This window comes from Rhizobium arsenicireducens (assembly GCF_964021225.1).
The window spans coordinates 75736-97857 of sequence record NZ_CAXHYK020000003.1 but is presented as its reverse complement, the minus strand read 5'-3'; the positions used below and the strand labels follow the sequence as shown (position 1 = coordinate 97857).

Annotated in this window: 22 protein-coding genes and 1 pseudogene; 13 read left to right on the top strand and 10 right to left on the bottom strand. The window is 56.9% G+C overall.

All coding sequences use genetic code 11. The annotated features are described in order from the left end of the window. From ACWPVA_RS21650 to ACWPVA_RS21640, 3 genes are all read left to right on the top strand, one after another. Positions 1–1161: D-amino acid dehydrogenase (locus ACWPVA_RS21650; RefSeq protein ID WP_454289735.1), on the top strand; the 1161-nt coding region annotated here is incomplete at its 5' end. 238 nt (positions 1162–1399) lie between these two features. Next, positions 1400–2206: an IS5 family transposase gene (locus tag ACWPVA_RS21645; RefSeq protein ID WP_454289734.1), complete on the top strand. Its 807-nt coding sequence runs from the start codon at positions 1400–1402 to the stop codon at positions 2204–2206. 139 nt (positions 2207–2345) lie between these two features. Next, on the top strand, positions 2346–3446 hold the full coding sequence (locus tag ACWPVA_RS21640) for an IS481 family transposase (RefSeq protein WP_454289733.1): 1101 nt from the start codon (positions 2346–2348) through the stop codon (positions 3444–3446). Positions 3447–3968: 522 nt separating this feature from the next. Here the strand turns inward: ACWPVA_RS21640 and ACWPVA_RS21635 are convergent. The 3 genes from ACWPVA_RS21635 to ACWPVA_RS21625 all read right to left on the bottom strand — a co-directional run bounded on the left by ACWPVA_RS21635 (position 3969) and on the right by ACWPVA_RS21625 (position 7813). Further along, positions 3969–5567 carry a pilus assembly protein TadG-related protein gene (locus ACWPVA_RS21635; RefSeq protein ID WP_454289732.1) on the bottom strand — a complete coding sequence of 533 codons (1599 nt, stop codon included), beginning with the start codon at positions 5565–5567 and terminating at the stop codon, positions 3969–3971. A 220-nt stretch (positions 5568–5787) separates the two neighbouring features. After that, positions 5788–6531 carry a GGDEF domain-containing protein gene (locus ACWPVA_RS21630; RefSeq protein ID WP_454289731.1) on the bottom strand — a complete coding sequence of 248 codons (744 nt, stop codon included), beginning with the start codon at positions 6529–6531 and terminating at the stop codon, positions 5788–5790. Positions 6532–6670: 139 nt separating this feature from the next. After that, on the bottom strand, positions 6671–7813 hold the full coding sequence (locus ACWPVA_RS21625; RefSeq protein WP_454289730.1) for an RHE_PE00001 family protein: 1143 nt from the start codon (positions 7811–7813) through the stop codon (positions 6671–6673). A 14-nt stretch (positions 7814–7827) separates the two neighbouring features. Between ACWPVA_RS21625 and ACWPVA_RS21620 the strand changes: the two are divergent. From ACWPVA_RS21620 to ACWPVA_RS21575, 10 genes and pseudogenes are all read left to right on the top strand, one after another. Then, a pseudogene (locus ACWPVA_RS21620) lies at positions 7828–9500 on the top strand (IS66 family transposase). Positions 9501–9840: 340 nt separating this feature from the next. Next, positions 9841–10080: a type II toxin-antitoxin system Phd/YefM family antitoxin gene (locus ACWPVA_RS21615; RefSeq protein WP_454289729.1), complete on the top strand. Its 240-nt coding sequence runs from the start codon at positions 9841–9843 to the stop codon at positions 10078–10080. Next, entirely contained in the window at positions 10080–10499 is a 420-nt protein-coding gene (locus tag ACWPVA_RS21610; RefSeq protein ID WP_454289728.1) for a type II toxin-antitoxin system VapC family toxin, read from the top strand. The genes ACWPVA_RS21615 and ACWPVA_RS21610 overlap by 1 nt, the downstream gene beginning before the upstream one ends. Further along, positions 10489–11634 carry a site-specific integrase gene (locus ACWPVA_RS21605; protein ID WP_454289727.1) on the top strand — a complete coding sequence of 382 codons (1146 nt, stop codon included), beginning with the start codon at positions 10489–10491 and terminating at the stop codon, positions 11632–11634. Before ACWPVA_RS21610 ends, ACWPVA_RS21605 begins: the two co-directional genes overlap by 11 nt. A 103-nt stretch (positions 11635–11737) precedes the next feature. Further along, positions 11738–12106 carry a CidA/LrgA family protein gene (locus tag ACWPVA_RS21600; RefSeq protein WP_454289726.1) on the top strand — a complete coding sequence of 123 codons (369 nt, stop codon included), beginning with the start codon at positions 11738–11740 and terminating at the stop codon, positions 12104–12106. Then, a complete protein-coding gene (locus ACWPVA_RS21595) occupies positions 11998–12456 on the top strand; it encodes an LrgB family protein (protein ID WP_454289725.1) in 459 nt (152 codons plus the stop codon). The genes ACWPVA_RS21600 and ACWPVA_RS21595 overlap by 109 nt, the downstream gene beginning before the upstream one ends. Positions 12457–12871: 415 nt before the next feature. Further along, on the top strand, positions 12872–13585 hold the full coding sequence (locus ACWPVA_RS21590) for a ParA family protein (protein WP_113380119.1): 714 nt from the start codon (positions 12872–12874) through the stop codon (positions 13583–13585). Next, positions 13578–14024 (top strand): hypothetical protein, encoded by a 447-nt coding sequence (locus ACWPVA_RS21585; RefSeq protein WP_252193244.1) that lies wholly within the window; start codon positions 13578–13580, stop codon positions 14022–14024. Before ACWPVA_RS21590 ends, ACWPVA_RS21585 begins: the two co-directional genes overlap by 8 nt. Further along, complete coding sequence (locus ACWPVA_RS21580; protein ID WP_454289724.1) at positions 14021–14326, top strand: hypothetical protein; 306 nt, start codon at positions 14021–14023, stop codon at positions 14324–14326. The genes ACWPVA_RS21585 and ACWPVA_RS21580 overlap by 4 nt, the downstream gene beginning before the upstream one ends. Positions 14327–14614: 288 nt before the next feature. Further along, on the top strand, positions 14615–15238 hold the full coding sequence (locus ACWPVA_RS21575) for a helix-turn-helix domain-containing protein (RefSeq protein WP_102022285.1): 624 nt from the start codon (positions 14615–14617) through the stop codon (positions 15236–15238). 49 nt (positions 15239–15287) lie between these two features. Here the strand turns inward: ACWPVA_RS21575 and repC are convergent, their stop codons facing one another. From repC to ACWPVA_RS21540, 7 genes are all read right to left on the bottom strand, one after another. Beyond that, positions 15288–16526 carry a plasmid replication protein RepC gene (repC, locus tag ACWPVA_RS21570; protein ID WP_454289723.1) on the bottom strand — a complete coding sequence of 413 codons (1239 nt, stop codon included), beginning with the start codon at positions 16524–16526 and terminating at the stop codon, positions 15288–15290. Positions 16527–16718: 192 nt separating this feature from the next. Further along, positions 16719–17732 (bottom strand): plasmid partitioning protein RepB, encoded by a 1014-nt coding sequence (gene repB / locus ACWPVA_RS21565; RefSeq protein WP_102022176.1) that lies wholly within the window; start codon positions 17730–17732, stop codon positions 16719–16721. Then, on the bottom strand, positions 17729–18943 hold the full coding sequence (repA, locus tag ACWPVA_RS21560; RefSeq protein ID WP_102022175.1) for a plasmid partitioning protein RepA: 1215 nt from the start codon (positions 18941–18943) through the stop codon (positions 17729–17731). Before repA ends, repB begins: the two co-directional genes overlap by 4 nt. 180 nt (positions 18944–19123) lie before the next feature. After that, complete coding sequence (locus tag ACWPVA_RS21555) at positions 19124–19993, bottom strand: ArdC family protein (protein WP_102022174.1); 870 nt, start codon at positions 19991–19993, stop codon at positions 19124–19126. 221 nt (positions 19994–20214) lie between these two features. After that, positions 20215–21279, bottom strand: a complete 1065-nt coding sequence (locus tag ACWPVA_RS21550; protein WP_454289722.1) for a Fic/DOC family protein — start codon at positions 21277–21279, stop codon at positions 20215–20217. A gap of 64 nt (positions 21280–21343) precedes the next feature. Beyond that, a complete protein-coding gene (locus ACWPVA_RS21545; RefSeq protein WP_113460381.1) occupies positions 21344–21550 on the bottom strand; it encodes an antitoxin VbhA family protein in 207 nt (68 codons plus the stop codon). A gap of 119 nt (positions 21551–21669) precedes the next feature. Then, complete coding sequence (locus ACWPVA_RS21540; protein WP_052642533.1) at positions 21670–22002, bottom strand: DUF736 family protein; 333 nt, start codon at positions 22000–22002, stop codon at positions 21670–21672. Positions 22003–22122: the final 120 nt, after the last annotated feature.

Sequence of the window (22122 nt, the reverse complement as noted above, 5' to 3'; positions counted from 1 at the left end):
CGCCAGCCTGGGCCAGGGCTGGAGACCAGTTTTGCCAATGCGGGCGAGGTCTCATTTGGCTATTGCTCGCCTTGGGCCGCACCCGGCATCCCTATGAAGGCGATGAAATGGCTGTTCATGAAGCACGCGCCGCTCATCTTGCGGCCCAAGGTCGACATGGCCATGTTGTCCTGGATGGCGCAAATGCTGCGAAACTGCACGTCCGATCGCTACGCCCTCAACAAGAGCCGAATGCTGCGGCTTGCCGATTACAGCCGCGTTGCGCTTGCCGCGCTGCGCGAAGAAACCGGCATCTCGTATGACGAGCGCATGAAAGGAACGCTACAGCTCTTTCGCACGGGGGCTCAGCTCGACGCCTCGGCGAAGGACGTGAAGGCGCTCGCCGCCGACGGCATTCCCTACGAGGTACTCGACCCTGAAGGTTGTATCCGCGTGGAACCGGCGCTCCGGCACGTGCGCGAAAAGATCGTCGGTGGTCTGCTGACGCCGAAGGACGAGACCGGCGATTGTTTCAAGTTCGCCAATGCGCTTTCCGCCAAGGCGGCCGAACTCGGAGTACGCTTCAACTATGGCAGCATCATCCGGGGTATCGATGTAGAGTCCGGACGCGTTACCGGCGTCGTCACTGCCCATGGCCGTGTCGAGGCTGATGCCGTGGTCGTAGCGCTTGGTAGCTATTCTCCTCTGCTGGTGCGTCCGCTCGGCATTCGCCTACCGGTCTACCCGGTCAAGGGCTATTCCTTGACTATCCCAATAACTGATGAGGCGCGTGCTCCGGTCTCAACCGTGATGGACGAGACCTATAAGATCGCAATCACCCGGCTTGGCGATCGTATCCGCGTCGGTGGCATGGCAGAAATTTCCGGCTATACCAACGATTTAGGTGAACCGCGCCGCCTGACACTGCAGCATTCCGTGACCGACCTTTTCCCCGGTGGCGACGTCTCGAAAGCGAGTTTCTGGTCCGGCCTGCGTCCAATGACGCCCGATGGAACGCCAGTCATTGGCCCAACGAAGATTAACGGCCTTTACCTCAACACTGGACACGGCACGCTCGGTTGGACCATGAGTTCGGGCTCGGCCCGCGTGCTCGCGGATCTTGTATGCGGCCGATCGCCGGAGATCGACGCCACCGACCTCGCTGTAGCGCGTTATCGGTGAAGCCAGAAAGAGTTAGTCTAGAACATACAACGGTCGCGGCGGGGATCAGCTAAGCAAAGATGAAACTAAGTATTTAATCTTCGGCACAAGTCTGATTTTCCGCCTTCGATAGCCGTGCTCGGCGCGCGCCATAGCCGAAATTCTGATTTCAACATTCTTAGAGCCTGACCGAAAAAGAGTTGAGTGAAATCAGTCAGTTGTGATTCTGTTTGTTTGCTTAGGACGAACGGAGACCACCATGGGCTGGACTGATTTCACCCGTCGGCAATATGCCCGACGCGCGCGCCGCTATGCAAGTGACCTGACGGATCGGGAATGGGGATTGATCTCGCCTTGTCTGCCTGAGCCGAGGCGTTTAGGCAGGCCGCGCAGCACCGATCTCCGCGAGGTCGTGAACGCGCTGCTTTACATTGCTTCAACGGGTTGCCAGTGGCGAATGCTGCCGAAGGATTTTCCGCCTTTTACAACTGTGCAGTCTTATTTCTACGAGTGGCGAGCGACAGGCTTATGGGGTCGGATCAACCATCATCTTGTTATGGAGGCGCGTGAATTGGAAGGCCGGCAAGCTTCGCCGTCTGCGGGCGTGATCGATAGTCAAAGTGTGAAAACCACGGAAAGCGGCGGAATTTCGGGCTATGACGCGGGCAAGAAGATCAAGGGACGCAAGCGTCATATCGTCGTCGACACGCTCGGACTGATGGTCGGCCTCATGGTTCACAGCGCCGATATTCAGGATCGCGACGGCGCGCCTGCCGTTCTCAAAACCATTCTCAAGCGCTGGCCGTGGCTGAGACATATCTTCGCCGACGGTGGTTATGCCGGACCGAAGCTGAAGGGCGCACTGCAAAAGATCGCTGCGTTCACTCTCCAGATCGTCAAGCGGACCGACAAGGCCAAGGGCTTTGAGGTTCTGCCGCGTCGCTGGGTCGTGGAGCGCACCTTCGCATGGCTTGGCAGATGTCGACGATTGGCCAAGGATTGGGAGAAATCAATCGCTTCCGCTGAAGCCTGGATCGTCATCGCCCACATCCGCATCCTGTCCTGAGACGGTAATCGCCTGACAGTTGGTCCGAAGTTTCGATGCGCGACCGTAAGAGTCGAGCGCATCGAAACGGGTGTGGCCATGCCGCGTCGAAGCGGGTTTGATGGTGTCGCCAAACATCTCAAATCCGAGGACAACGAACATGACCACGAAGGATAAGATAGCACGTCGCAAGCTGTCTTTGCTCGATCTGGCGAGCGAACTTTCCAATGTTTCCCGCGCCTGCAAGGTGATGGGCTATTCGCGCCAGCAATTCTACGAGATCAGGCGCAATTTCCAGACCTATGGAGCAGAAGGGCTCATCGACCGGCTGCCGGGTGCCAAGGGACCGCATCCCAACCGCGTGCCCGCCGAGATCGAGCAGGCGGTGCTGGCCCATGCCCTCGACCATCCCTGCCATGGCGCGCTTCGGGTCGAGCAGGAGCTCCGGCTCAAGGGCCTCGCCGTCTCGTCGGGAGGGGTGCGCGGCGTCTGGCAGCGCCACAACCTGCTCACCAAGCACGAGCGTCTGCTCAGGCTGGAGAGAGAGACGGCCGAGCGGTCGATCAGCCTTTCCGACGAGCAGGTCAAGCTGCTTGAGCGCTTCTCGCCCGAATTCCGCGAGCGTCATATCGAGGCCGAACATACGGGAAGTCTCGTCGCCGTCGACACCTTCTTCGTCGGGACGCTCAAGGGGATCGGCAAGATCTACATGCAATCGGCCATCGACTGCCATTCGCGCCATGCCTGGGCCAGGCTCTATCCTTCCAAGCTGCCGGTCACCGCCGTTCATATCCTCAACAACGACGTCATCCCGACCTTCGAGGCCCATGACGCCAGGATCGAGACGGTGCTGTCGGACAATGGGCGGGAATTCTGCGGCAGGCCCGACCAGCATCCTTACGAGCTCTTCCTGCAGCTCGAGGAGATCGAGCACCGCACGACCAAGGTCCGCCGGCCGCAATCCAACGGCATCGTCGAGCGCTTCCACCGCACCGTGCTCGACGAGCACTTCCGCGTCGAAGGCCGCAGGACATGGTTCGAGACGATCGAGGAAATGCAGGTGGTCCTCGATGACTGGCTCGTCAGCTACAACACCAAACGACCCCACCAAGGTCGTAACATGGCAGGCCGGACACCGCGCCAAGCCTTCATCGACGGGCTAAACAAAGAGCCCGTACCAACACCGCAAAAAACCAAAGGAGCAACGCTGACAAAAACGCAGAAACAGGCTTCAATGCAACCCGAAACCCGCGCCGCCTGAACCCGCTTCAAAGCGCGGCACTGTCAGGTGAATACCGTTTCTGTACACGCATCCTGACCCGACGGCTCGCAAGATATTACGTTTATTGAATTCTTTTCGAGTCAGGCTCTAAGAGGCGGCCAGACGATTCCTGCAGCCTCTTCACAGCCAGTCGAGCGCTAAGTCTTCATACCATAGCAACTCAGCGCCATTCCCATTATTGCAAGACAAGCGCTTTTGTTGATTTGTTGGTTTCCACGCGGAACTGAGCCGGTTATGCGCCACCGGCTCAGTTCCGCGTGGAAACCAATACGCCGCTGATCATAACTCGAGCGTGCTCATGTTGAGTGGCAGCTGCGTTACGTTACGTTATTGAACGGCTTCGGTGCCTCAAGATCGCCGCACAATAAGCCATGGCCGCCCACATAACACCTTTCGCTGTCCGGAGGCCGTGCTGCTATTCAGTTATTTCGTATTGGCCAATCTCCCGAATAATCTACATGCATATTCAGTAGGTGTAATTGTGTAATGACTTCCGAGCTTTTAGTTTGTGAGTCGGGTGCCGCTGATCCCGTTCTTGATCTTTTCAAATGCCTTGGCCAAGCCCGCGCGATCAGGAACATTGACAAACATTTCTGGCGAGCTCGCGCATTTCGTCAAAAGATCGCTAGTCGATCCATTATTTTCCTCCAGCAGGATTGTGTATATCTGGACGCCAGCTGCTTTGGCGTTGTCACAGGTCGACAGCGTCTTTGAGTTCATTGTAGTTGTCGTGACATTCTGATCGGTCGACGTTGTACCCATACGACCATCAACAAGATATCCGTAACTGCTGTAAGCGGATCCCAAGGCGCTCGATGTATGTCCAAATGAATTTGTTCCATCGGTGAGCAGGATCATGATTTTCTTGACCGTTTTGTCGCTTTCCGGAGCTCCCTCAGAGAAAGGTTCGCTACTTGAAAGAACGCGCCATCCCCATGCAGCACCCTCGTTAATATTGGTGCTTCCGGCGGTAAACAGAGTGTCGATGTCGCTTTTGATCTGTCTATAATTGTTCGTCAGGGGCGTAATCTTCTGTGTTTTGCACATAAAATTCGGGCCCTTTGGATAGTGATAGTTCGAATAAAAGTAAGAGATTGAATTATCCTGCGTGACTTTCGTCCAGTTTGGCTGGGACTTCGCCCAGCCGTCTAGCGTGGTCGGCATATTTGTATAGGTGACGCCATATCGCTTCCGCCGATCGTCCCAAGTCGCCTGGTTAATTGTCGCAGGACTATCGCTCACGTAACTGTTCATATACGCGCCGCCTCCTGGCTCATCGTTTGAGAACGCGGGTACGTAAAGAGTTTCCGGCTTTTTCGATGAGGGAGTGTCATCTGTTGTGGAGTAATCGCGGCCACCTGACTTGGGCCGGGATTCAACACAACCAGCCCAAGCGGTATTGAGATGATGGAATAAAATGAAACGGGAGAAGTTGCTCCCGAAGTCTCTCTGCGCGATGGGCGATGTACCCAGAGCGTCGAGCCACTGAGCAGGCTGCCGCGAAACCTTACCGTTAGAGAACGCGGGACCAAAATCCGGTCCGACATTTACGAAAGACGAAAATGGGACCAGGGCAAATTTCAAATTAGCTGGCTTTGTGATCTTTGTGGACAGGTCGTCTACGAGATCTGTTGCAGCCTGTTTCATAGCGGTGAGCTTACCGCCTTCCATGGAGCCCGTTGTATCCAAGACCATCGCGATTTCGTACTTATCTTCGCTGATATTGGCTACGCTCTCCCGCGCGACCGGAAGGTACTCGAAGCCGAGAACTGCGGAAAAAGTTGTCTTCACCTTCGCTTTGCCCAAAACCTGAGCCGAAGTGCCGACACGATTGACACTGAATTCAGCGTTCAATTCACTGCCATTCCCGACAAGCATTGCGCGCGCAAGGGCGACCGTTTCTTTCTCACTCAAATCCGGTTGGCGGGCCACGGCCAATGCCGCCGCATCAGTAGCAGCCTGAAGACGAAGGGCCTCATTTACGGCCAGGGTGAAATCGACAGCGACGCCAACCACACCAAGCAAAACAGGTAGCAGAAGTGCAGTGATGATCGAAAAGTTTCCTCTCCTGTCAGACCTTAACCATTGAAAAATCAGCATATGTGCCCCTGGCCCCCTGTCACTGCAACTAGCGCAATATTTGACAGCGATGCATTAGAATCTTCTTAACGAAATTCGAGGCTGGGAGTAAAATGCGCTTGAAATTTGCGCAAGCAACAGGATTCCAGCATGCTACTGTTCGCTTCGACGAAGAGACATCGGCTGCAGTTTTCCTCCGAACCGCGTCGAGTTCTGGTCCTGCAGGCTAGCTGTTCTTATCCTATGCGTGGCTATCAGCAATGCAGTAACGATTACGCCCGTTGTGCTTTGCGTGGTAAAGTGCAGTGTCAGCAAGTTTTATGGTCTCTTCCAAAGACCGATGGCCCTGATGAAGTGCGCAACCGATACTCACCGTCAAATTCAACATCTTGCCGGCGATTATTTTTCCTTCCTCGCGCATCAGCCGGCAAAGTCGGTCGGCAGAATTGTTTGTCTGTGCGGCATCAGCACCCGGTAGAAACACACCAAATTCCTCGCCACCCAGTCGGCCAACGAGAGCTTCGGTGCTAAATGCCTTGCGAAGCACTTCGGCAATGCGCTTGAGCGCTTCGTCTCCGATATCGTGACCATGCGTGTCGTTGATTGACTTAAAGTGATCGGCATCAATCATGAGAAAGGCGCCGCCGGCTGGCAACGCTTCGCGCGTCTTACCAAGTAGATAGGCTCGTGTTAGCACGCCTGTCAGGGTATCAAACCGAACGTAATGGTCGACCTTGTCAATTGTCATCGTCTGAACCCTGAAGAGGTTAAGGACGATGAATGCCAGCGGTGGCGTGATTAAAAGCGGTATCAGGGTGGCCGGTACGATGGCGATCACAAAAACGCGGACATAATTGTTTCCAAAAACGGCAAAAGGGATGGTGAAGATCAGTGCTGGTATTGCGACCGCGAAAAGCGTCACGATGCTGGTCAACTTGTAGACCCGGCGCATGGAACGAATTTCGAATAGCTTCTCGATGTTCACCTTGATAGCGCTTCCATGCGAATGCAAACTTCGACAACAGTATATGCGATAACTCTAATTTTTTCTAAAGCTAATCGATCCCCCTAACGGTGGACAGCTGACGTGCCAACGCCATTGAGGTGCGCGGAAACCAACATCTCTATAGTAACCCCCATGCCCGAAACCTCCCCCTCCCCGTCATCTCGCGAAGCCCCAGTTCCTGCACGATCCGCCGCGCGCCTTGAGGCGTCACCTCAAGCGTCTTCGCCACCATGCCAGCCGAGATCAGCGGCCGCGCCATGACCAACTCGACCAGCTCTGGCAGCCTGGATGACATTCGCCGCCCTTCGAGTTTGCGCATCATCATCTGCCGCGCCAACACCAATCGGTCATGTTCTTTCAGCCCCGTCTCGGCGGAGATTGTCAGCGCCCTTGCTATCGCCAGCAACCGTGTCTCGCGATCACGATGCCGGCGCCGATCGACAGGGATCGCTTTTAGCCCAATATTGATCGCCGCGAGATGGGTGCCGCTGGTAACGCCGCCCTCGCGCAGGACCGACGCGGCCAGTAGCCGACCGAGCCAGGGCGCGTGTTGGAGCACGGCGATCTCGTCCCAGGCATCGAGCGCCACGATGGCCTGCAAGACAGGCGGCAGATCCTGGGCGCGCGCCAACACGGCCTGCCACTCCGCGAGCCGCTCGTCCTCATCCCAGTCGAGATCGTAGACCAAGGGATCCTTTTCCGGAGCGTTTTTGGCGCGCCCTGGCTTTTTCGCATCTTCGATCGCAGCCTCGGAGCGGGCGAGCACCGCATCGATCGCGGCAAACGCATCACCCAGATCATCAATGTCGGGATCCTCCCCTACCCGGGCAGGATCGTCGCTCACCTCAACATTCCTATCGAGCCCCCCCTCCCCGTCTCCACCCGATAATGCTGCAGGCCACGCCTGCCCGCGCAGCGAGGTGAGGCCCGGGCCTGAGAGCGCCCAGGCCGGTGGATGGGCGGTGATGCGGCGGCGGGTTTTCAGGATGTCGCGGGCGATGGTGAGTTCGTGGGTGGGTGCGCGGATGTCGCGAAGCGCGTCATGCAGGACTAGGTCCTCGAGATGAACGAGTTCACCGTCGACCCAGAGCGAGGCGTGTGCCTCGAGGAAGTGGCCGCGCTCGAGAAAGCCCTCGCCGACGGGAGAGCGGGCAATGCGCTCGTCGAGGCGGGCAAGCGCGACGGCGGCCTCGGAGATCGGCCTCAGCAGTACCTGGAGCAAATCCGGTGGCACGAGGGATTCCTGTTTCCGGTAATTCATGATTCACTCCCGTTATGACGAAGCGCCGCCTGCCCATGGCCGAGCATGCCGACACGCTGTCGCTGAAGGCGCTGCGAGAGCTCGTGACGGGTTTGGTGGAGCGGGCTGATCGAGCAGAGGCCCGGGTTGAAAAGCTCGAAGCTGAAAACCAAAGGCTTCGCGATGAGAACGATCAGCTCAGGCTCGAGAACACCCGGCTGAAGATCGACAACCAGCTTCTGCGCGACGAGATTGCGCGCCTGAAAAACTTGGCCCCCCGCCCGCCCTTCAGACCGTCTGGCATGGAGAAAGCAACGGGTGACAAGCCGCTCTCGGCCAAGGATCCTGCACCCCGGCCGCGAGGGCCGAAGAACGACACGAAGCGGGTGACGCGTGAAGAGGTGCTGCCTGCCAGTGTACCGCCCGGATCGCGTTTTAAGGGCTACAAGGACTGCTTCGTCCGGGATCTGGTGCTCAAGGTCGAGGTGGTTCGTTACCGGCGGGAGTGCTGGGTGACCGCCGGAGGGAGACACCATCACAGCACAGCTGCCTGCGGGGATAAGAGGTGGCTTTGGACCCAATCTGCGGCGGTTTTGTCTGATGCTGCATGCGCATGGGCAGGTCACGACGCAGCGAATGACGACGTTGCTCAACGACGTTGGCGTCGAAATATCGAAGCGCCAGGTGGTGCGGTTCCTGACAGAGAGGCTGGATGGTTTCCACGCCGAGGATGCAGCCGTGCTGCATGCCGGCCTCGTCTCGGCGCCCTACGTAACGGTCGACGACACCGGTGCCCGTCACGCCAACCGCAATTTCCATACGACGCATATTGGCGGCGAGCATTTCACCGCCTTCCGCACGGCGTCCTCGAAGTCGCGGCTGAACTTCCTCGCTCTGCTGCGCGGCAACTATCAGGACTATGTTCTCAACGACGCCGCTTTTGCGCTGCTGGAAGACCGTCAGGTCGATACTGCTCTTGTGGCTCGGTTGAACCCGTCAACCGCTGCGGTTTGGCAATAGGGTGCCGTTTCTCCAGCACCTCGCTGAACATGGCATCGACATCTTCGACACGGAAACGCTTCGGCCATTTGCGGAGGCCGGCATATGGGGCGCCATCCGCCATCATGGCCTGGTTGGAAACGCGGTGATCGTCTCCGACGATGCCGGGCAGTTTCGGGTTGGTACCCACGCGCTGTGTTGGGTGCATGCGGAACGGCTGCTGCAAAAGCTGATGCCGGCCACGCCCTGCCAGGTGAAGCACGTCGAGATCCTGCGCGAGCTCATCTGGCACTTCTACAAGGCTCTCAAAGCCTATCGACGAAGGCCTGACCCAGCTATGGCCAAGGGCCTGCGGGCTCGCTTCGACCGGATATTCTCGATCCGCACCGGCTACAGCGATCTCGACAAACTGCTGTTTCGGCTGAGGCGTCGCAAGCCGGAGCTGCTCATGGTTCTTGAGCGGCCGGAGATCCCGCTTCACACCAATGCGTCGGAGCGCGATCTGCGTGGCTTTGTCATCAAGCGGAAGATTTCCGGGGGCACGGTCAGTCGCAACGGCCGCCAGGCGCGCGACAGCATGCTGGGCCTTTCGAAGACCTGCCAGAAGCTCGGCCTGTCGTTCTGGCACTACCTCGGCGATCGGCTGGGGATCAGCGACAAAGATCATCCTATTGCCCCGCTCGCATCCCTGGTTGCGGCGCGTCTCTGACGACCACCCTGCCCTCTCAGCAGCCGGTCCTGCCAGCGCGCACAAGCTCCCGAAACTGCAGGTTTTCTCGGCATTGCCACCGGATTAGCCCCGCTTACACCGCAGCAGGCTCTGGATGGGCAATCTGGCGAGATCGTAAGACATTGAATTTATGGTAAATGATTCGTTAAGCGAAAGCTATATGCCTAATACGGTTCCGTACTTCTTACCAAAGAGCCCGCGGTGGCTCACCGCCGATAAGTAATGCTTATCGGAGGTCAGTTAGTCAGCCTATTGACCAACTTCGGCATGCGGACTATTTTACATATGAATTGCGAAAACGAACAGGGAAGGACCTGTCATGACTGTTACCGTCAAGGTCGCCGAGGCCAAAACGCATCTGTCAGAACTGCTGGCACGCGTCGAGGCCGGCGAGGACTTCATCATCGCTCGTGGCAATGATCCCGTAGCGCGTTTGGTGGCCGTGGACGAGCGACGTCAGCGTCTGGCCGCGATCGAAGCGGTACGAGCGCTGCGCGCCCAGGCCAAGCCCGTCACCCATCAAGAAATCCAGGAATGGAAGCAGGAAGGCCGACGCTAGTGGCTTTTATCGTTGATGCCTCGATCGCTGGCGCGTGGCTGCTGCCGGACGAAGAAAACACAACCGCCGAACTAGCAATGGCCCGCATGGCAGAGGAAGACGCAGTCGCGCCGGATCTGCTTCGCCATGAGATTCGCAGCATACTCCTGAGCGCCGAAAAGCGTGAGCGGATCTCGGCTGATTATGTTCATTCGGCGCTGGCGCGGTTCCGCAGCCTACCATTGCACCTGAGTGGCGCCGGCGACGACACAGAGGTGGTGCGTTTGTCCCGGAAATACCGTCTCAGCGCCTACGATGCCGCCTACCTCGCTCTAGCACTTCTTGAACAGCTCCCTCTCGCCACGCTCGACCGCCGACTGGCGGAAGCTGCCCGCGCAGAAGGTGTGGCGGTGTTTGGAACCCCTGAGCATGAGCATTGATCGCTCTGCTGAGCTCGCGGCCCGAGTAGCGACACTCGACACAATTGCCGCAGTTCTCCCCATGGACCGACGGGATGAGCTGGCGGAACTTCTGACCGATCAGGACATCGAGACCCTTCGCCATCTCGTCAACGAGGGCATGGGTGCCAACACGCTGCGCGCGCTGACCTCCGATCTTGCGTACCTGCAGGCTTGGTCGCTGGCGGCGACGGGCCGCTCGCTTCCTTGGCCAGCACCCGAAGCGCTCCTTCTAAAATTCGTCGCGCACCACCTGTGGGACGCAGAGAAACGTCTGACGGATCCGGAACACGGTATGCCGGCAGATGTCGACGACAAGCTCCGGATCCAGGGATTTCTACGGACGGTCGGACCGCATGCACCCGATACCGTGCGCCGGCGGCTCGCCACTTGGTCGACCCTGACGGCATGGCGTGGGCTGGACGGCTTTTTCGGTTCTCCTGCTCTCAAATCTGCACTCCGACTGGCCGTTCGTGCGACTCCGAGGCCAAGGAAGCGGAAAAGCGCCAAGGCCGTCACGGGGGATATTCTGTCGAGACTGCTCGGAACCTGCACGACGGGAAGCCTTCGTGATGTCAGAGACCGTGCGATCCTGATGGTCGCCTTTGCCTCGGGCGGCCGTCGCCGCAGCGAGGTCGCGAGCCTCCGGAAAGAACAGTTACAGCAGGAGGATCCTATCGAGGTCGATAGTGGCCCTCCCCTGCCCTCTCTTTCCATTCATCTGGGCCGCACAAAGACCAGCGGCGCTGAAAACGATGAAGTGGTCTATCTTGCTGGACGTCCCGTTGATGCCCTGAACGCCTGGCTTGATGCTGCAAAGATCGACAAGGGTAGTATCTTCCGGGCGATCGATCGCTGGGGGAATGTTTCGCGCCGGCCCTTGGATCCGAAGGCCATCAATGACATTCTAAAGCACCGGGCGGAACTGGCCGGGCTCGATCCGACGGAGTTTTCCGCCCATGGCCTACGCTCTGGTTATCTGACCGAAGCGGCGAATCGCGGCATTCCCCTGCCTGAGGCCATGGAGCAGTCGCGTCACCGATCCGTGCAGCAGGCTGCGGAGTACTATAACCACGCACAGAGACGCAGCGGCCGTGCATCCCGCCTTCTAAGCTAAATTTGTCCATCGATCGAAGGCGTTGAGAATTTAACTGCGCAGTCTTTGACGACACACTCAAATGCCGGGGCTGTTGGCCCAAATGCGATTCTAGGAGAGCCCCATGCTTCGTGGATTTGCCGTCCTTCTGCTGTTCCAGTTGGTGGGCGAGAGCCTTGTGTTCTTGCTGGGAGTATCCATACCAGGTCCCGTGGCGGGGCTTGTGCTCTTGTTTGCAGCTCTTCCGGTACTGGATCGCCTATGGATGCAGGAAGCAGCAAGTATCGATGAGGCCGCCGAAACCCTACTGTCAAATCTGGGGCTGTTTTTTGTACCGGCAGGTGTCGGCGTCGTAGCGCTGGCCAGCATTCTGAGTGCTCAGATATGGGCACTCGGTGCCGTGCTCATTTTGTCCGCGATTATCACATTGATGCTCACGGTTTGGGCATTCATCCTGGTCAGAAAGCTGATCTCTGTACGGCGTCGGTCATGAACCGATCGCCGATTGAGCTCTGGGTCTACCTTTCAGCCTCCCCTCTCTTATGGCTCACATTGACCCTATTTACCTGGATCTTGGCTTCCGAGCTTTCAAAAAGACTGGGACGGCATCCCCTGGTTAATCCAGTGCTCATCTCCATACTTGCACTTTCCGTCATGATGATCGCGGCCGAAGTGCCATATGAGCGTTACTTCGCGGGAGCCCAATTCATCCACTTCTTGCTGGGCCCAGCTACAGTGGCAATCGCCGTACCTTTGTATAGGAAATGGAACGAAGTCAGGGCCTTACTGCTGCCGATCTCTGCCACTCTCAACTTAAAGCACTATTTCCAAATTTCAATCTAATTCCACCACTTGACTGGCTCCGCTTCGCTTCGCGTTATTTCCGTTGGAACGCTCACCAGGGTTCACCGCCAAAACCGCTTCTGAAGGCCTTTGTCTGTCCCTCGTACTCAGGCGAAAGGGACGCTTCGCTCTTCGCCCTTGCGCCTTCCGTGCGAGCGCCAAGTGAGGCCTTACGCGGCTCCGGGGTTCACCACTCGACCGGAGCACTCGACTAAACCACACGACTAACTCGTGTGGTTTCGTAACGGCATATTACCGTGTGTTCACATGGTGGTTTTGATCTTAACCTGCGTGCATTCACATGTTAGTTTCGCATCGATGTTATGATCTTAACGACGATATGGCTTTACCGATTGAGCACTCGTTGGACTGCTAGGGGGCGGGGTGCACTGTTAGACTGGAAGTGGATCGTGAAATGGCAATCTGCATATCGCTGGTAAGCGGCAAGGGCGGCGCGGGGAAGACAACCGCCGTTATCCTGATCGCTGGGGAATATGCGCTTCATGGTAAGCAAGTGCTTTTAATTGATGCGGACGGACGACAAAACCTGAATGAGTGGTGGTCCCGCTCCGAGGCGAAAGACAACAGGCCAGACGGCATTGAGCTTCGCACGGCGGTAACCAACGCATCACTGCAGCATATTCTGGAGAACGAAACCGTCGGGTTTGACGTCGTGTTAATCGACTCACCCGGTCAAGACACCGTGCTACGAGACACGATCATCGCCGGCTCGCACATCGTTATGACGCCGATCCAACCAAATCAGGACGAGATCCTTGCAGCTGGCCAGGCCGCAATGGACGTAGCTGACGCCTGCGATCGGACCGGACGAAACATTCCTCACCTCAACTTCAGGACCCGGATCACTCTCCCCGGCCGCTCACTGGAAGCTTACCGCCTAATCCGCCCCTTCATCGCAAACCTGCAGGAGCAGGGATATGATTCACACCTCCTCGACACCGAGCTTTATGAGCGAAACCCGTATCGCGACATCAGACTTGGATATGGGACACTGCAAATGCTGGAGCTCAGCGACTCTGTCAAAAAGGCCCGGAGTGAGGTTATGGCCATGATGCAAGAAATTGAACGTTTCCTGCCAAACGAGCAAAAGAGGGCGCAAAATGGCTAAAGGGACTTCAAGTATATCTGATTTTCCCGTTGCACCGCGACGGTCGCGGGGAAATGTGCCCAATCCAATGTCGCAACCGGCCATAGACCATGAAGCAGAAAATGTGGTGCCCAGCGATCATCTGGACCAAGTCGCTTTAGGAGAAGCTGCCGCTAAGGTTCCTGACGTTCAGGTGCCACCAAGGTCGAGTTTGATCCTGCCATCACCGGAGGCTCGCCGGGAGAGAGCGACGAACAAATCGTTGGAGCGTGAGGCGTCCAGAATACGACTGCAGGAGCTGAAGCAGAACAAAGCGCGGGAGAGCAAACACTTCGTCAACTGCCCCCTTGATTACGACACCAAGAAGCGTCTGGAGCGAGCAGCCTCTGACAACGACTTGAAAATGACGGTAATCGTCAAGGCCGCGATCGACCAGTTCCTGAAGGATAATGGTTATTGATCCTCGACCTTCGATTTCTGGCGGGGGTAGCGGTAGGCACAACGCTTGGATTTTTGATCAACCCTGAAGCGGCGGAGAAGGTCGGGATCGATACTCGCGCCATAGAGAGAACTTTACCCAGTTTCGCCGCCTCTCCACCGGAGCCTTTCAAGCAAACAGACTGGCCAACGGACGATCGCGCCAAACGTGAGCTGTTCCGGTTTGCAATGTGGGATTTCGAGGCATACGGACCAAGGTCTGAGCCCGCATCACAAGATGCATCAGCATCGACCAGCTCTCCGTGGCATGCGAAATGCGCGTGAAGTTGAGTTGGGTCACCGAAGAGAGGACCCTCGAAGGCGTCTTTCAATCCAATGCCCACGGCTGGAATCTGATTGCTGCGAAAGCGGTCAATAGGAATACGCGCGGTCAATCTTAAGCATGACGGACAACGCGCCTCTGAGTTGCACATTTCGCATCCAAGAGATCCATGCCCACGTCATTCCCCCCAATTTTGTGAGGGTTTTGTAACTGGTGCGAAGGATGACAGTGCCTTAATGGCACGATATGGTGCGTGATATCTGCCACAGGCGGATTTGGGGACTGAGGGAATGCCTACGGTGCGGAATTTATCCGACTATATCAAATCGAGGGAACTGGTTGAGACCACAGATCCAGATTTCCAGAGACCCCTGTACCGCAAGGAGGGATTCGACGGCATAGTCAGCTTCGGCGAGATTGACGCAAAACTTTCCGCATTCCTCTTGGACGAACGCGCGAAAACTGGTCTGACCCAGAGCGATTTCGCGACCCTGGCTGGTCTCGCTCGAGTGGTCTACAGCCGCTACGAACTGAACATTTCGCGACTGACTGTCTCTCGAATGATTCACCTTTCCGAGCTCCTTGGGTTCCTGCCGATGCAGATGATTCATGCCGCAGCACCTCATCTCTACGGTAAAAATCCTGAAGAGGCCGATGATCGTGTTGAACTCTTCAGACTCATTCATGACCTCCCGCATGACACCATACGCAGTTTGATCGGTATAGTTGGCCAACTGACGCCTAAGGATGTTCTTGAAGCTCGGCAAAAAGCGGAAGCGGAGGCCGAAGCAAAAGCTGAGGCCGAACGCCAACGACTGACTAGAAAAGCGGCGAGAGTCAGCAGGAAAGGCCGTCCCCCTGGCCGGCCACCAGGTCGAAAATCATCCAAGGTCGATACCCCGACAGACGATTGAAGAACGGAAAGGGCCGTCAAGTGATGGCCATTTAGGAACGCGTCGTCCCTCACCCCGTTTTCCGATCGCTGTTCGCATTTGCACGCATCAGCGACATCAGCATCGGTCCCAGTCCGAACTCCCCTCCCCTCGCCCGGCGCGTGAGATCGCGGAGATATCCACCTGCCGAATTGATATGCCCTGCCCTCTCCAAGATTGCAGCCATGGCAACCGCCGCGTTCTCCGGCCCCATCACCTCGCAAGCCTCCTGGTAAGCCGACGGGCTAACACCAAGCATTGATCGTACCACCACCGCGGCGCCCATCAGCTCGCGCCAATGGGAGATCGTGCCGCCGGGCCCGTAGTCCGAAATCTGCGGGCAGGCTTTCAGGACCATCGACAGCGGGAACGCCTTCATCTGTTCCGGCTTTGCCAACGGCTGAGCAACCGCTTTGGGTGCTACTTCCAGCTCGACGGCTCCGCCCTGCTCTTTTCCAGAGCTAGGTTCAAGTTCATAGATGGATTCGGGTTTTGAATTCTGTATGTGGCAGCCATTTTGAACAGCATTGCCGTCCATATTTTGAGAATCTAACTGATTTTCCAGAAGGTTGAGGATTTCGGTGCGCAAAAGCTGCATCTCGTCGAGGATTGCCTCCACCTGGTGACGGTCAGGATTGCGGGGAAGTCGGCTGACAATGCCGACATACATGTCTTCGATGGCTTCCCAGTCGCCGTCGGCCCCCTCCTCCATCGCTGCTGAAATCAGCTTGCGCACATCACGCCGGCAGATAGTCAGTGCCTCTTTGGCTCGCCTGAACTGCAGGCGTTCGGCAGCGACTTCCTGTGCCAGTGCTGCAAGTTCCGCAGCACGAGCCAAAAGTGGAGAAAGATCGAACCCAAAGGCTTGCTCGATATCGCCACCCTTGTCCCGGTGAGCGTAGCGCTTGCCGTTCGGACTATCCTTGCGCTGGATGAGCCCGGCTTCGACCAGGGCAGCCAAATGGCGCCGCAAGGTCGTTCCAGTGATGCCGTGCGCTCTGACAGAAAGCTGGGCGTTCGAAGGGAAGACCACCAATCCGCTATCGCAGTTGAGCTCGCTTTCCGGATAAAATGTCAGCAATGCGTCCAGCACAGTCAGCGCCCTGTCCTGGAGGCCGAGGCGTTCACGGGCCTCACAGGCGTCGCGAAACACCTTCCATTTTTCGACCGGGCGGTTTGGTTTCGTCTCGGACGTCTGAAGCTGCCTCTTTACAAGAGCAAGCACAACCGGCCGCCGCCCAAAGGGCGTCGTGACATTTCCCGTCTGCATATTCCTTCACCTTTCTTCAGGCAAAAGAAATCCGCTCACCAAAACGATGCCAAAGACTCTTCGACTGGGATTTATGGAAATGCGATTCTCGATCTTGCTAGGAATTGAGAGAGGCTTCCATGACGGAAACGTTTTGGGGGCCTTTTTCTTTTGTCGCGGTCTCTCCTCTTGACCAATTAACGAGTGTCTCGATCACACCTCTTGGTGAGTTGGATCGGAATGATTGTTGTATTCGCTTAGAAGATCAGGCATTCGGTCCGCCAGCCAGCGCGCGAAAGCGCGTTCCTGCTTCGGGATTGAGACCGTAGTTCCAGCCGAATTACTCTTCATGCGGCCAAAAACTCGGTCACCCACGGCGAAGTCAACAATCTCTTCAGCTGGTTCCGCAGTCACTTTGTCGGCTGCAGCACTTGCAGCTCGTATCGCTTGGGCAATACGGCTGGAGCTGTCAGCGCCTCGAAACTCGACCGTGTCGATTATCTTGCGAACACGTGCTGCGCTGCTCGGATCTTTCAGCAACTCGGCAAATGCGGTCCATTTCGGGCGACCAACTCCTTTTGCTCTGCCGATCGCAAGAATGATGTCTTCGGGAACCGCCTCCGTCACTCGAAACAGATGCGATATTGCCGCTTCTGAAGCTCCCAAGATTGGGCACATGGCGCGATGGGAAAGGCCAGCACTTTTGAGCTGTACTGCCCACATTGCCTGCTCGATCCAGGTCAAGTTTTCCCGAACACCATTCTCAAGCGATTGCTCTTCAATCAATTGCCGATCGGAAAGCTCTCGAACATACGCTCGAATCTTTATGGTCTCCGGGCGATCCGCTTCTGCCATTATGGCCTTGATCGCCGCCCATCGACGGTAACCGTAGGCAAGCTGGTAATGATCCGGTTTCGTCGGATGCGGCCGAACGAGAACCGGAATTTTTTGGCCTTCGCTTGCGATAGAAACCTTAAGCGCCTCGAGCTCTTTGGCCGCATCTTCGTCGTTGCCAAAGCGATCTCTATAGGGCGAGCGGTCGATACGGTCAGGATCGAGTGAAATGACACTATCTTCGGTGAGCTGTGTCAGTGCTCGACCCACATTGGAAATGACCGGTGAAGAGTGCCGCCGCGCCAGCGAGGGCTTGTCAGACGCGTCCGACACCACAGTAGATTCTGTCCGGTTTTCGGCAGCCGCCATTCGCTGAAGGATGCTTTTCTTCATGTGCTACGCCCCCAAACTTTGTGAACGAGGTCGAGGATTTCGGAGTTAACTCGATCAGCGCTCTCAATTGCACGCTTCAACGCTTCACGACCGACCTCGCCCGACTCGAGCTCGTAAAGGGTCTTCTTCGCTACCGCTGCACCGGCGATTGCCGTCGATTCGAGCGCCTCCGCAACCAGTACATCATCACCAAACAATCGGCGCATGACTCCAGACATATACTTTTGAGGCCCGTCATTCGGGTTCACGCGGGTGAGCAGGAAACGGAAAAAGTCATGCTCAAATTTTGCTCCAAACTGCCCCAGCACCTCCGATAGATCGGAGATCATGATCAGGAACTGATTGCACGATGCAACGTCGAGCATCGCCGGGTGAACGGTAATGATTAAGGACGTGGCTGCGTAAAGAGCGGCGAGCGTCGAGTATCCAAGGGACGGTGGGGTGTCGATGATAACGATATCGTATCGATCATCGACGCGGGCCAGGGCACTGCTTAACCGCTCGAAAAACAAACCCAAGTCATCTCTGGTTTTCGAGGTCAGATAGGACGGGGTATCAAACTCAAAGTCCATTAGCTCCAGATTGCCAGGAACTAGATCGACACCCGGGAAATAGGTTGGCCGGATCACTTCAGCGAGCGGCCGCCTCTCATTGTCATATCGAATGGCTGCATAGGCTGTTTGGTTCTCGCCGAGATCGAACTCGGGCTGAATACCAAATAGCGCAGTCATCGATGCTTGCGGATCAAGATCCAGACACAGGACCCGATAACCCTGAAGCCCTAGAAAATGTGCGAGATGGATAGAAGTGGTTGTCTTGGAACTACCACCTTTAAAATTCGCCGTAGCAATTACCTGAAGCTTTTCCCCTTTGCGACGATGCGGAAGCAGCTCGCCAGCTTCGTCCGGACGAAGTTCGGCCAGGAATGCCCTCAGTTCCTTGACCTGTTCTATCGTGTAGGTTCGCCTGTTATTTTCTGCACGCTCGGGCAAAGGCCCCTTCCCTTCCAGCGTCAACTGGCGAAGAGTACTTTCCGGAACCTTGAGTAGCCTCACTAGGTCAAGGGTTGAGAATGTCCGACCAAATGTTTTCTGCGCAGAGGGTGGATAAACAGCCTCACGCATATCGTTCAGCTCCGCAGAGAGTTTCGAGGTGTAGACCCCGATCTTCGACGCAGTGTCTCTGACGCTCTGAGAAGCTGGCTGCAACATTCAATCCTCTTGACGGTTCTGACCACTTTACGAGATCATTTCCGTCAGGGATGCCAGACTGACTCCGATTCTTCAAGGCGTTTTTCGTTAACAAGAAGTTAACGCATCAAGGATGCCCGACTTTACAGTTGTAAAGTTTTAGGTCGATGCGCATGAGGCCCGACAGTTATGCCAGTGCCCCTAGCCTGTAGAAGAGCTGAACTGTCGCAGATAGTCAGCGGCTGCCTGAGCCTTTGCGGCGGCAGTGATGACTGCACGTGAATCCTGCTTGAGCACCTTGAGCCAGTTTTCAACGTAGGTCGCGGTGTTGTCTCGCGGATCATGCTCGATGCCAAGATCGGCGCAGACGAACGCGGCTGAGATCTCGGCAACAAGCTCCTCCATGGCGTAGGCCTCACTGCCGAACCGCCCACTCAGGTCACGGCCCAAACGTGCCTTTGCACCACTCCAATGAGAAATTTCATGAAGAACAGTGCTGTAAAGGTGAATCTCGCTGAGGAACCGCCCCCGATCCGGAATCAGAATGTCATCGAGACCAGGGCGATAACAAGCCTGCTTGCCGCCGTAGGTGATCTTCGCGCCAGTGCGATCTATGAAGGATTCGACGTTTTCGAGGACTGGAACGGCATCCATTGGCACATCATCGGCCGGGCTCTTGAAGCGGTCAGGCAGGTTATCGATCTGCTCGACGTTGAAGACAGCGTAGCCCTTGAGATAGGGGACTGCGCGATCGTCCGCCTCCTGATCCTTCGGCGTGAAGGTGCCGTACTTGACGACGAGGGTTCCTTGTTCGCCCTTGCGGACCTGAGCGCCAAGCTCCTGAGCCTGCCGGTAAGTCATCCATGTGTTTTCGTCGTAGCCGGCGAGTTGCCCGGAGAGCCAAAGCATGACCACGTTGATGCCGCGATAGGCTTCGCCGGAGGCACGCAGCGGCGTAGCCGACCTGCGAACATTTCCGCGCCATGGCCGAATCCAAGGCTTGGTGCCGGCCTCGAGCTGCTGGATGATGGTGTCGGTGATCCGCTGGTAGGTGTCCTTTACGCTCTGCATTGCCGTCTCCTGTTCGTTGGTTGACGGCAAAGATCCGAAGATAGCGAAACGAGCCCATGCACCCGTAGGGCCGCAACGGAGTGTAGGACCGCGCAAGCGGTTGAATGGGTGAGGGGCTATCGTAGTTTGTCCGTCAAACCATCCAACGGACAGGAGAGGGCGCTGAGCGTAGGCCCCCCGGCCGACGATACGGGCCCTCACTGCAGCGACAGGGCCGCAGATCAGCGCTCTCGGTCGTCTTGGTCGCGGTTTCGCTGGCGATCGGCAAGCTGCTGCGCTTCGATAGCCTTAAGCTCGGCATTGATGTGCTGCGACTGAGGCTCTTGGGCCTTTTGCTGACCTGGCTGCGAATGGGCATCTTGGACCTGTTCCGGCCGACCCAGAGTCTTGAAATCAGATCTTGCGGTGAACTTAAACTCCTCGTCGTCAGGAGGCATCCGCTCGGGAAGGTCAGCGCGGTCAACGGCCACAATCCCTCTGTCGGTCACGAGGCTCGCCACGCGATTGTCATGCCCAAGAACCTGCCCTTCGATCACTTCGCCCGGGCGGGCCGTGCGGATGTTGTGCTCGAACGGTTTCTCGCCAGCCTGCTCAAGATCTGACATGGCACTGCGGATCGCCTCGCGGCGGTTAGGCTCCATCGCATCCTGGATGAGGTGCTTCATCGCCGGACTGGACGGATCGTTCGTGGTCTCAATGGATGCCTCGATCATGCGAGGCTTGGTGATGACGGTAAGATCAATGTCATGACCGTAGGTGCGGCCCAATGAGACCACCAGCGCTTCGTTTGCCCTTCCGTTGCCTTCACGAAAGGCATGAACGTAGTTCAGCTCAGATAGGACGTGAGCGGCCTTCTCGGCGAATTGCTCAGGTGTGGCGGCTCGCAAGCCCTGAACGTCTTTGGTGGGCCGCAGTGCCTCGTTGAGCCCCATTTCGATCCGCGATCCGGGCAGGAAGGTCGTGTCACCCTTCGAAAGCCCCCCTACCGGCTCTACCCGCTGTCCATCGACGACAGGACTTTCGTTGCGCGTATGTCCTGCCCATTCATAGACATCTTGGAAGATGTAGCCGTGCAGAGCCTTCAGATGCGCTGCATCGTGATTACCGACTGGGCCTTTTCCCTCGGCCAGCTCCGTTTGCCTCAAAGCTGTGAATGCGTATTCGGCTTCACGCAGCGCAGATTGGCTCCTGATATCAAGCTTGTTCTTCAGAACATCCTTGAAATCCTTATCCTCTGATGTGTTGGGATAGGTGTAGGAGCCTTTGGCTTCATCATCGCGCGCCAAGCAAAACCTCATGCAAAAAGCCGCCTGAGATCACAGGCGGCCGCTACAAATCTCTAGGCGATGCTCAAGCCCGCTTAAAGCGTGCCAGAAGCTCTTGGCGCATTTCGTCGGAGGTGATGTCTCCGGCAACGTAACGGCTGTTTGCTTCTTCCAAAACCGGATCGCCGGTGTAACCCTGCCGCATGTTGGCGGCACGAGCCTGATCGACGGCTTTCTTTCGGGCAGCAACAGCTTCCGGAGAGCGATCGGGGCGGGGGGCATGAACGTTCATTGGCAGAGCCTCCAGTTAGTATTCAACGTAGCACAAAAAGAGCCGAATATCCAGCGAATGCGGGGTAATCGGCTCTTTTATGGTGGAAGCCCGATCAGAGATCGGGCTTCCCAGAGCGATCAATCGCGGGGTTCCCATTCGATAATAGCTTGCAGCGCCAGGTCATCTTGGCCGGGGTAGCGGCCCAAGTTGGCGTTGAAGCCGAGGCGTTTGATGGAGAGCGTGTAGTACGGCTTCCCTTCTCCGCTAGTCTTTTTCCAGATGCCGCCAACTTCAATGTCGTGGCCGCGAGGCGACTTGGCATAGACGCGATGCGTCGGAGCCTTTTCGTTGGTGGAGTCGAACGGTGTGACCTTAATGTCCAGGTCCCGGTCGATGGTGGAGATGAGGCCGGTTCCCTTGGCGTTGTCGATGTCGTCTTTGTCGAACTGGATGAAGTTGGTCATGCTCATGTTAATCACTCCTCTATGGTGGTTGCGATGATCGTTCAAAGGGCACGGGGATAAGCGGTGCGCACCGTAGGCCGGAGCGCAGCGAAGGAGGCTGGACGGGGACAAATTTTGCTTCGCGAG

Coding starts and splice junctions, on each gene's coding strand:
- ACWPVA_RS21590 (WP_113380119.1), top strand. CDS start 12,872: ATGGCAATCTGCATATCGCTGGTAAGCGGCAAGGGCGGCGCGGGGAAG.
- ACWPVA_RS21555 (WP_102022174.1), bottom strand. CDS start 19,993: ATGCAGAGCGTAAAGGACACCTACCAGCGGATCACCGACACCATCATC.
- ACWPVA_RS21605 (WP_454289727.1), top strand. CDS start 10,489: ATGAGCATTGATCGCTCTGCTGAGCTCGCGGCCCGAGTAGCGACACTC.
- ACWPVA_RS21645 (WP_454289734.1), top strand. CDS start 1,400: ATGGGCTGGACTGATTTCACCCGTCGGCAATATGCCCGACGCGCGCGC.
- repA (WP_102022175.1), bottom strand. CDS start 18,943: ATGTTGCAGCCAGCTTCTCAGAGCGTCAGAGACACTGCGTCGAAGATC.
- repB (WP_102022176.1), bottom strand. CDS start 17,732: ATGAAGAAAAGCATCCTTCAGCGAATGGCGGCTGCCGAAAACCGGACA.
- ACWPVA_RS21600 (WP_454289726.1), top strand. CDS start 11,738: ATGCTTCGTGGATTTGCCGTCCTTCTGCTGTTCCAGTTGGTGGGCGAG.
- ACWPVA_RS21540 (WP_052642533.1), bottom strand. CDS start 22,002: ATGAGCATGACCAACTTCATCCAGTTCGACAAAGACGACATCGACAAC.
- ACWPVA_RS21575 (WP_102022285.1), top strand. CDS start 14,615: ATGCCTACGGTGCGGAATTTATCCGACTATATCAAATCGAGGGAACTG.
- ACWPVA_RS21635 (WP_454289732.1), bottom strand. CDS start 5,567: ATGCTGATTTTTCAATGGTTAAGGTCTGACAGGAGAGGAAACTTTTCG.
- ACWPVA_RS21615 (WP_454289729.1), top strand. CDS start 9,841: ATGACTGTTACCGTCAAGGTCGCCGAGGCCAAAACGCATCTGTCAGAA.
- repC (WP_454289723.1), bottom strand. CDS start 16,526: ATGCAGACGGGAAATGTCACGACGCCCTTTGGGCGGCGGCCGGTTGTG.
- ACWPVA_RS21545 (WP_113460381.1), bottom strand. CDS start 21,550: ATGAACGTTCATGCCCCCCGCCCCGATCGCTCTCCGGAAGCTGTTGCT.
- ACWPVA_RS21625 (WP_454289730.1), bottom strand. CDS start 7,813: ATGAATTACCGGAAACAGGAATCCCTCGTGCCACCGGATTTGCTCCAG.
- ACWPVA_RS21585 (WP_252193244.1), top strand. CDS start 13,578: ATGGCTAAAGGGACTTCAAGTATATCTGATTTTCCCGTTGCACCGCGA.
- ACWPVA_RS21640 (WP_454289733.1), top strand. CDS start 2,346: ATGACCACGAAGGATAAGATAGCACGTCGCAAGCTGTCTTTGCTCGAT.
- ACWPVA_RS21595 (WP_454289725.1), top strand. CDS start 11,998: ATGGGCACTCGGTGCCGTGCTCATTTTGTCCGCGATTATCACATTGAT.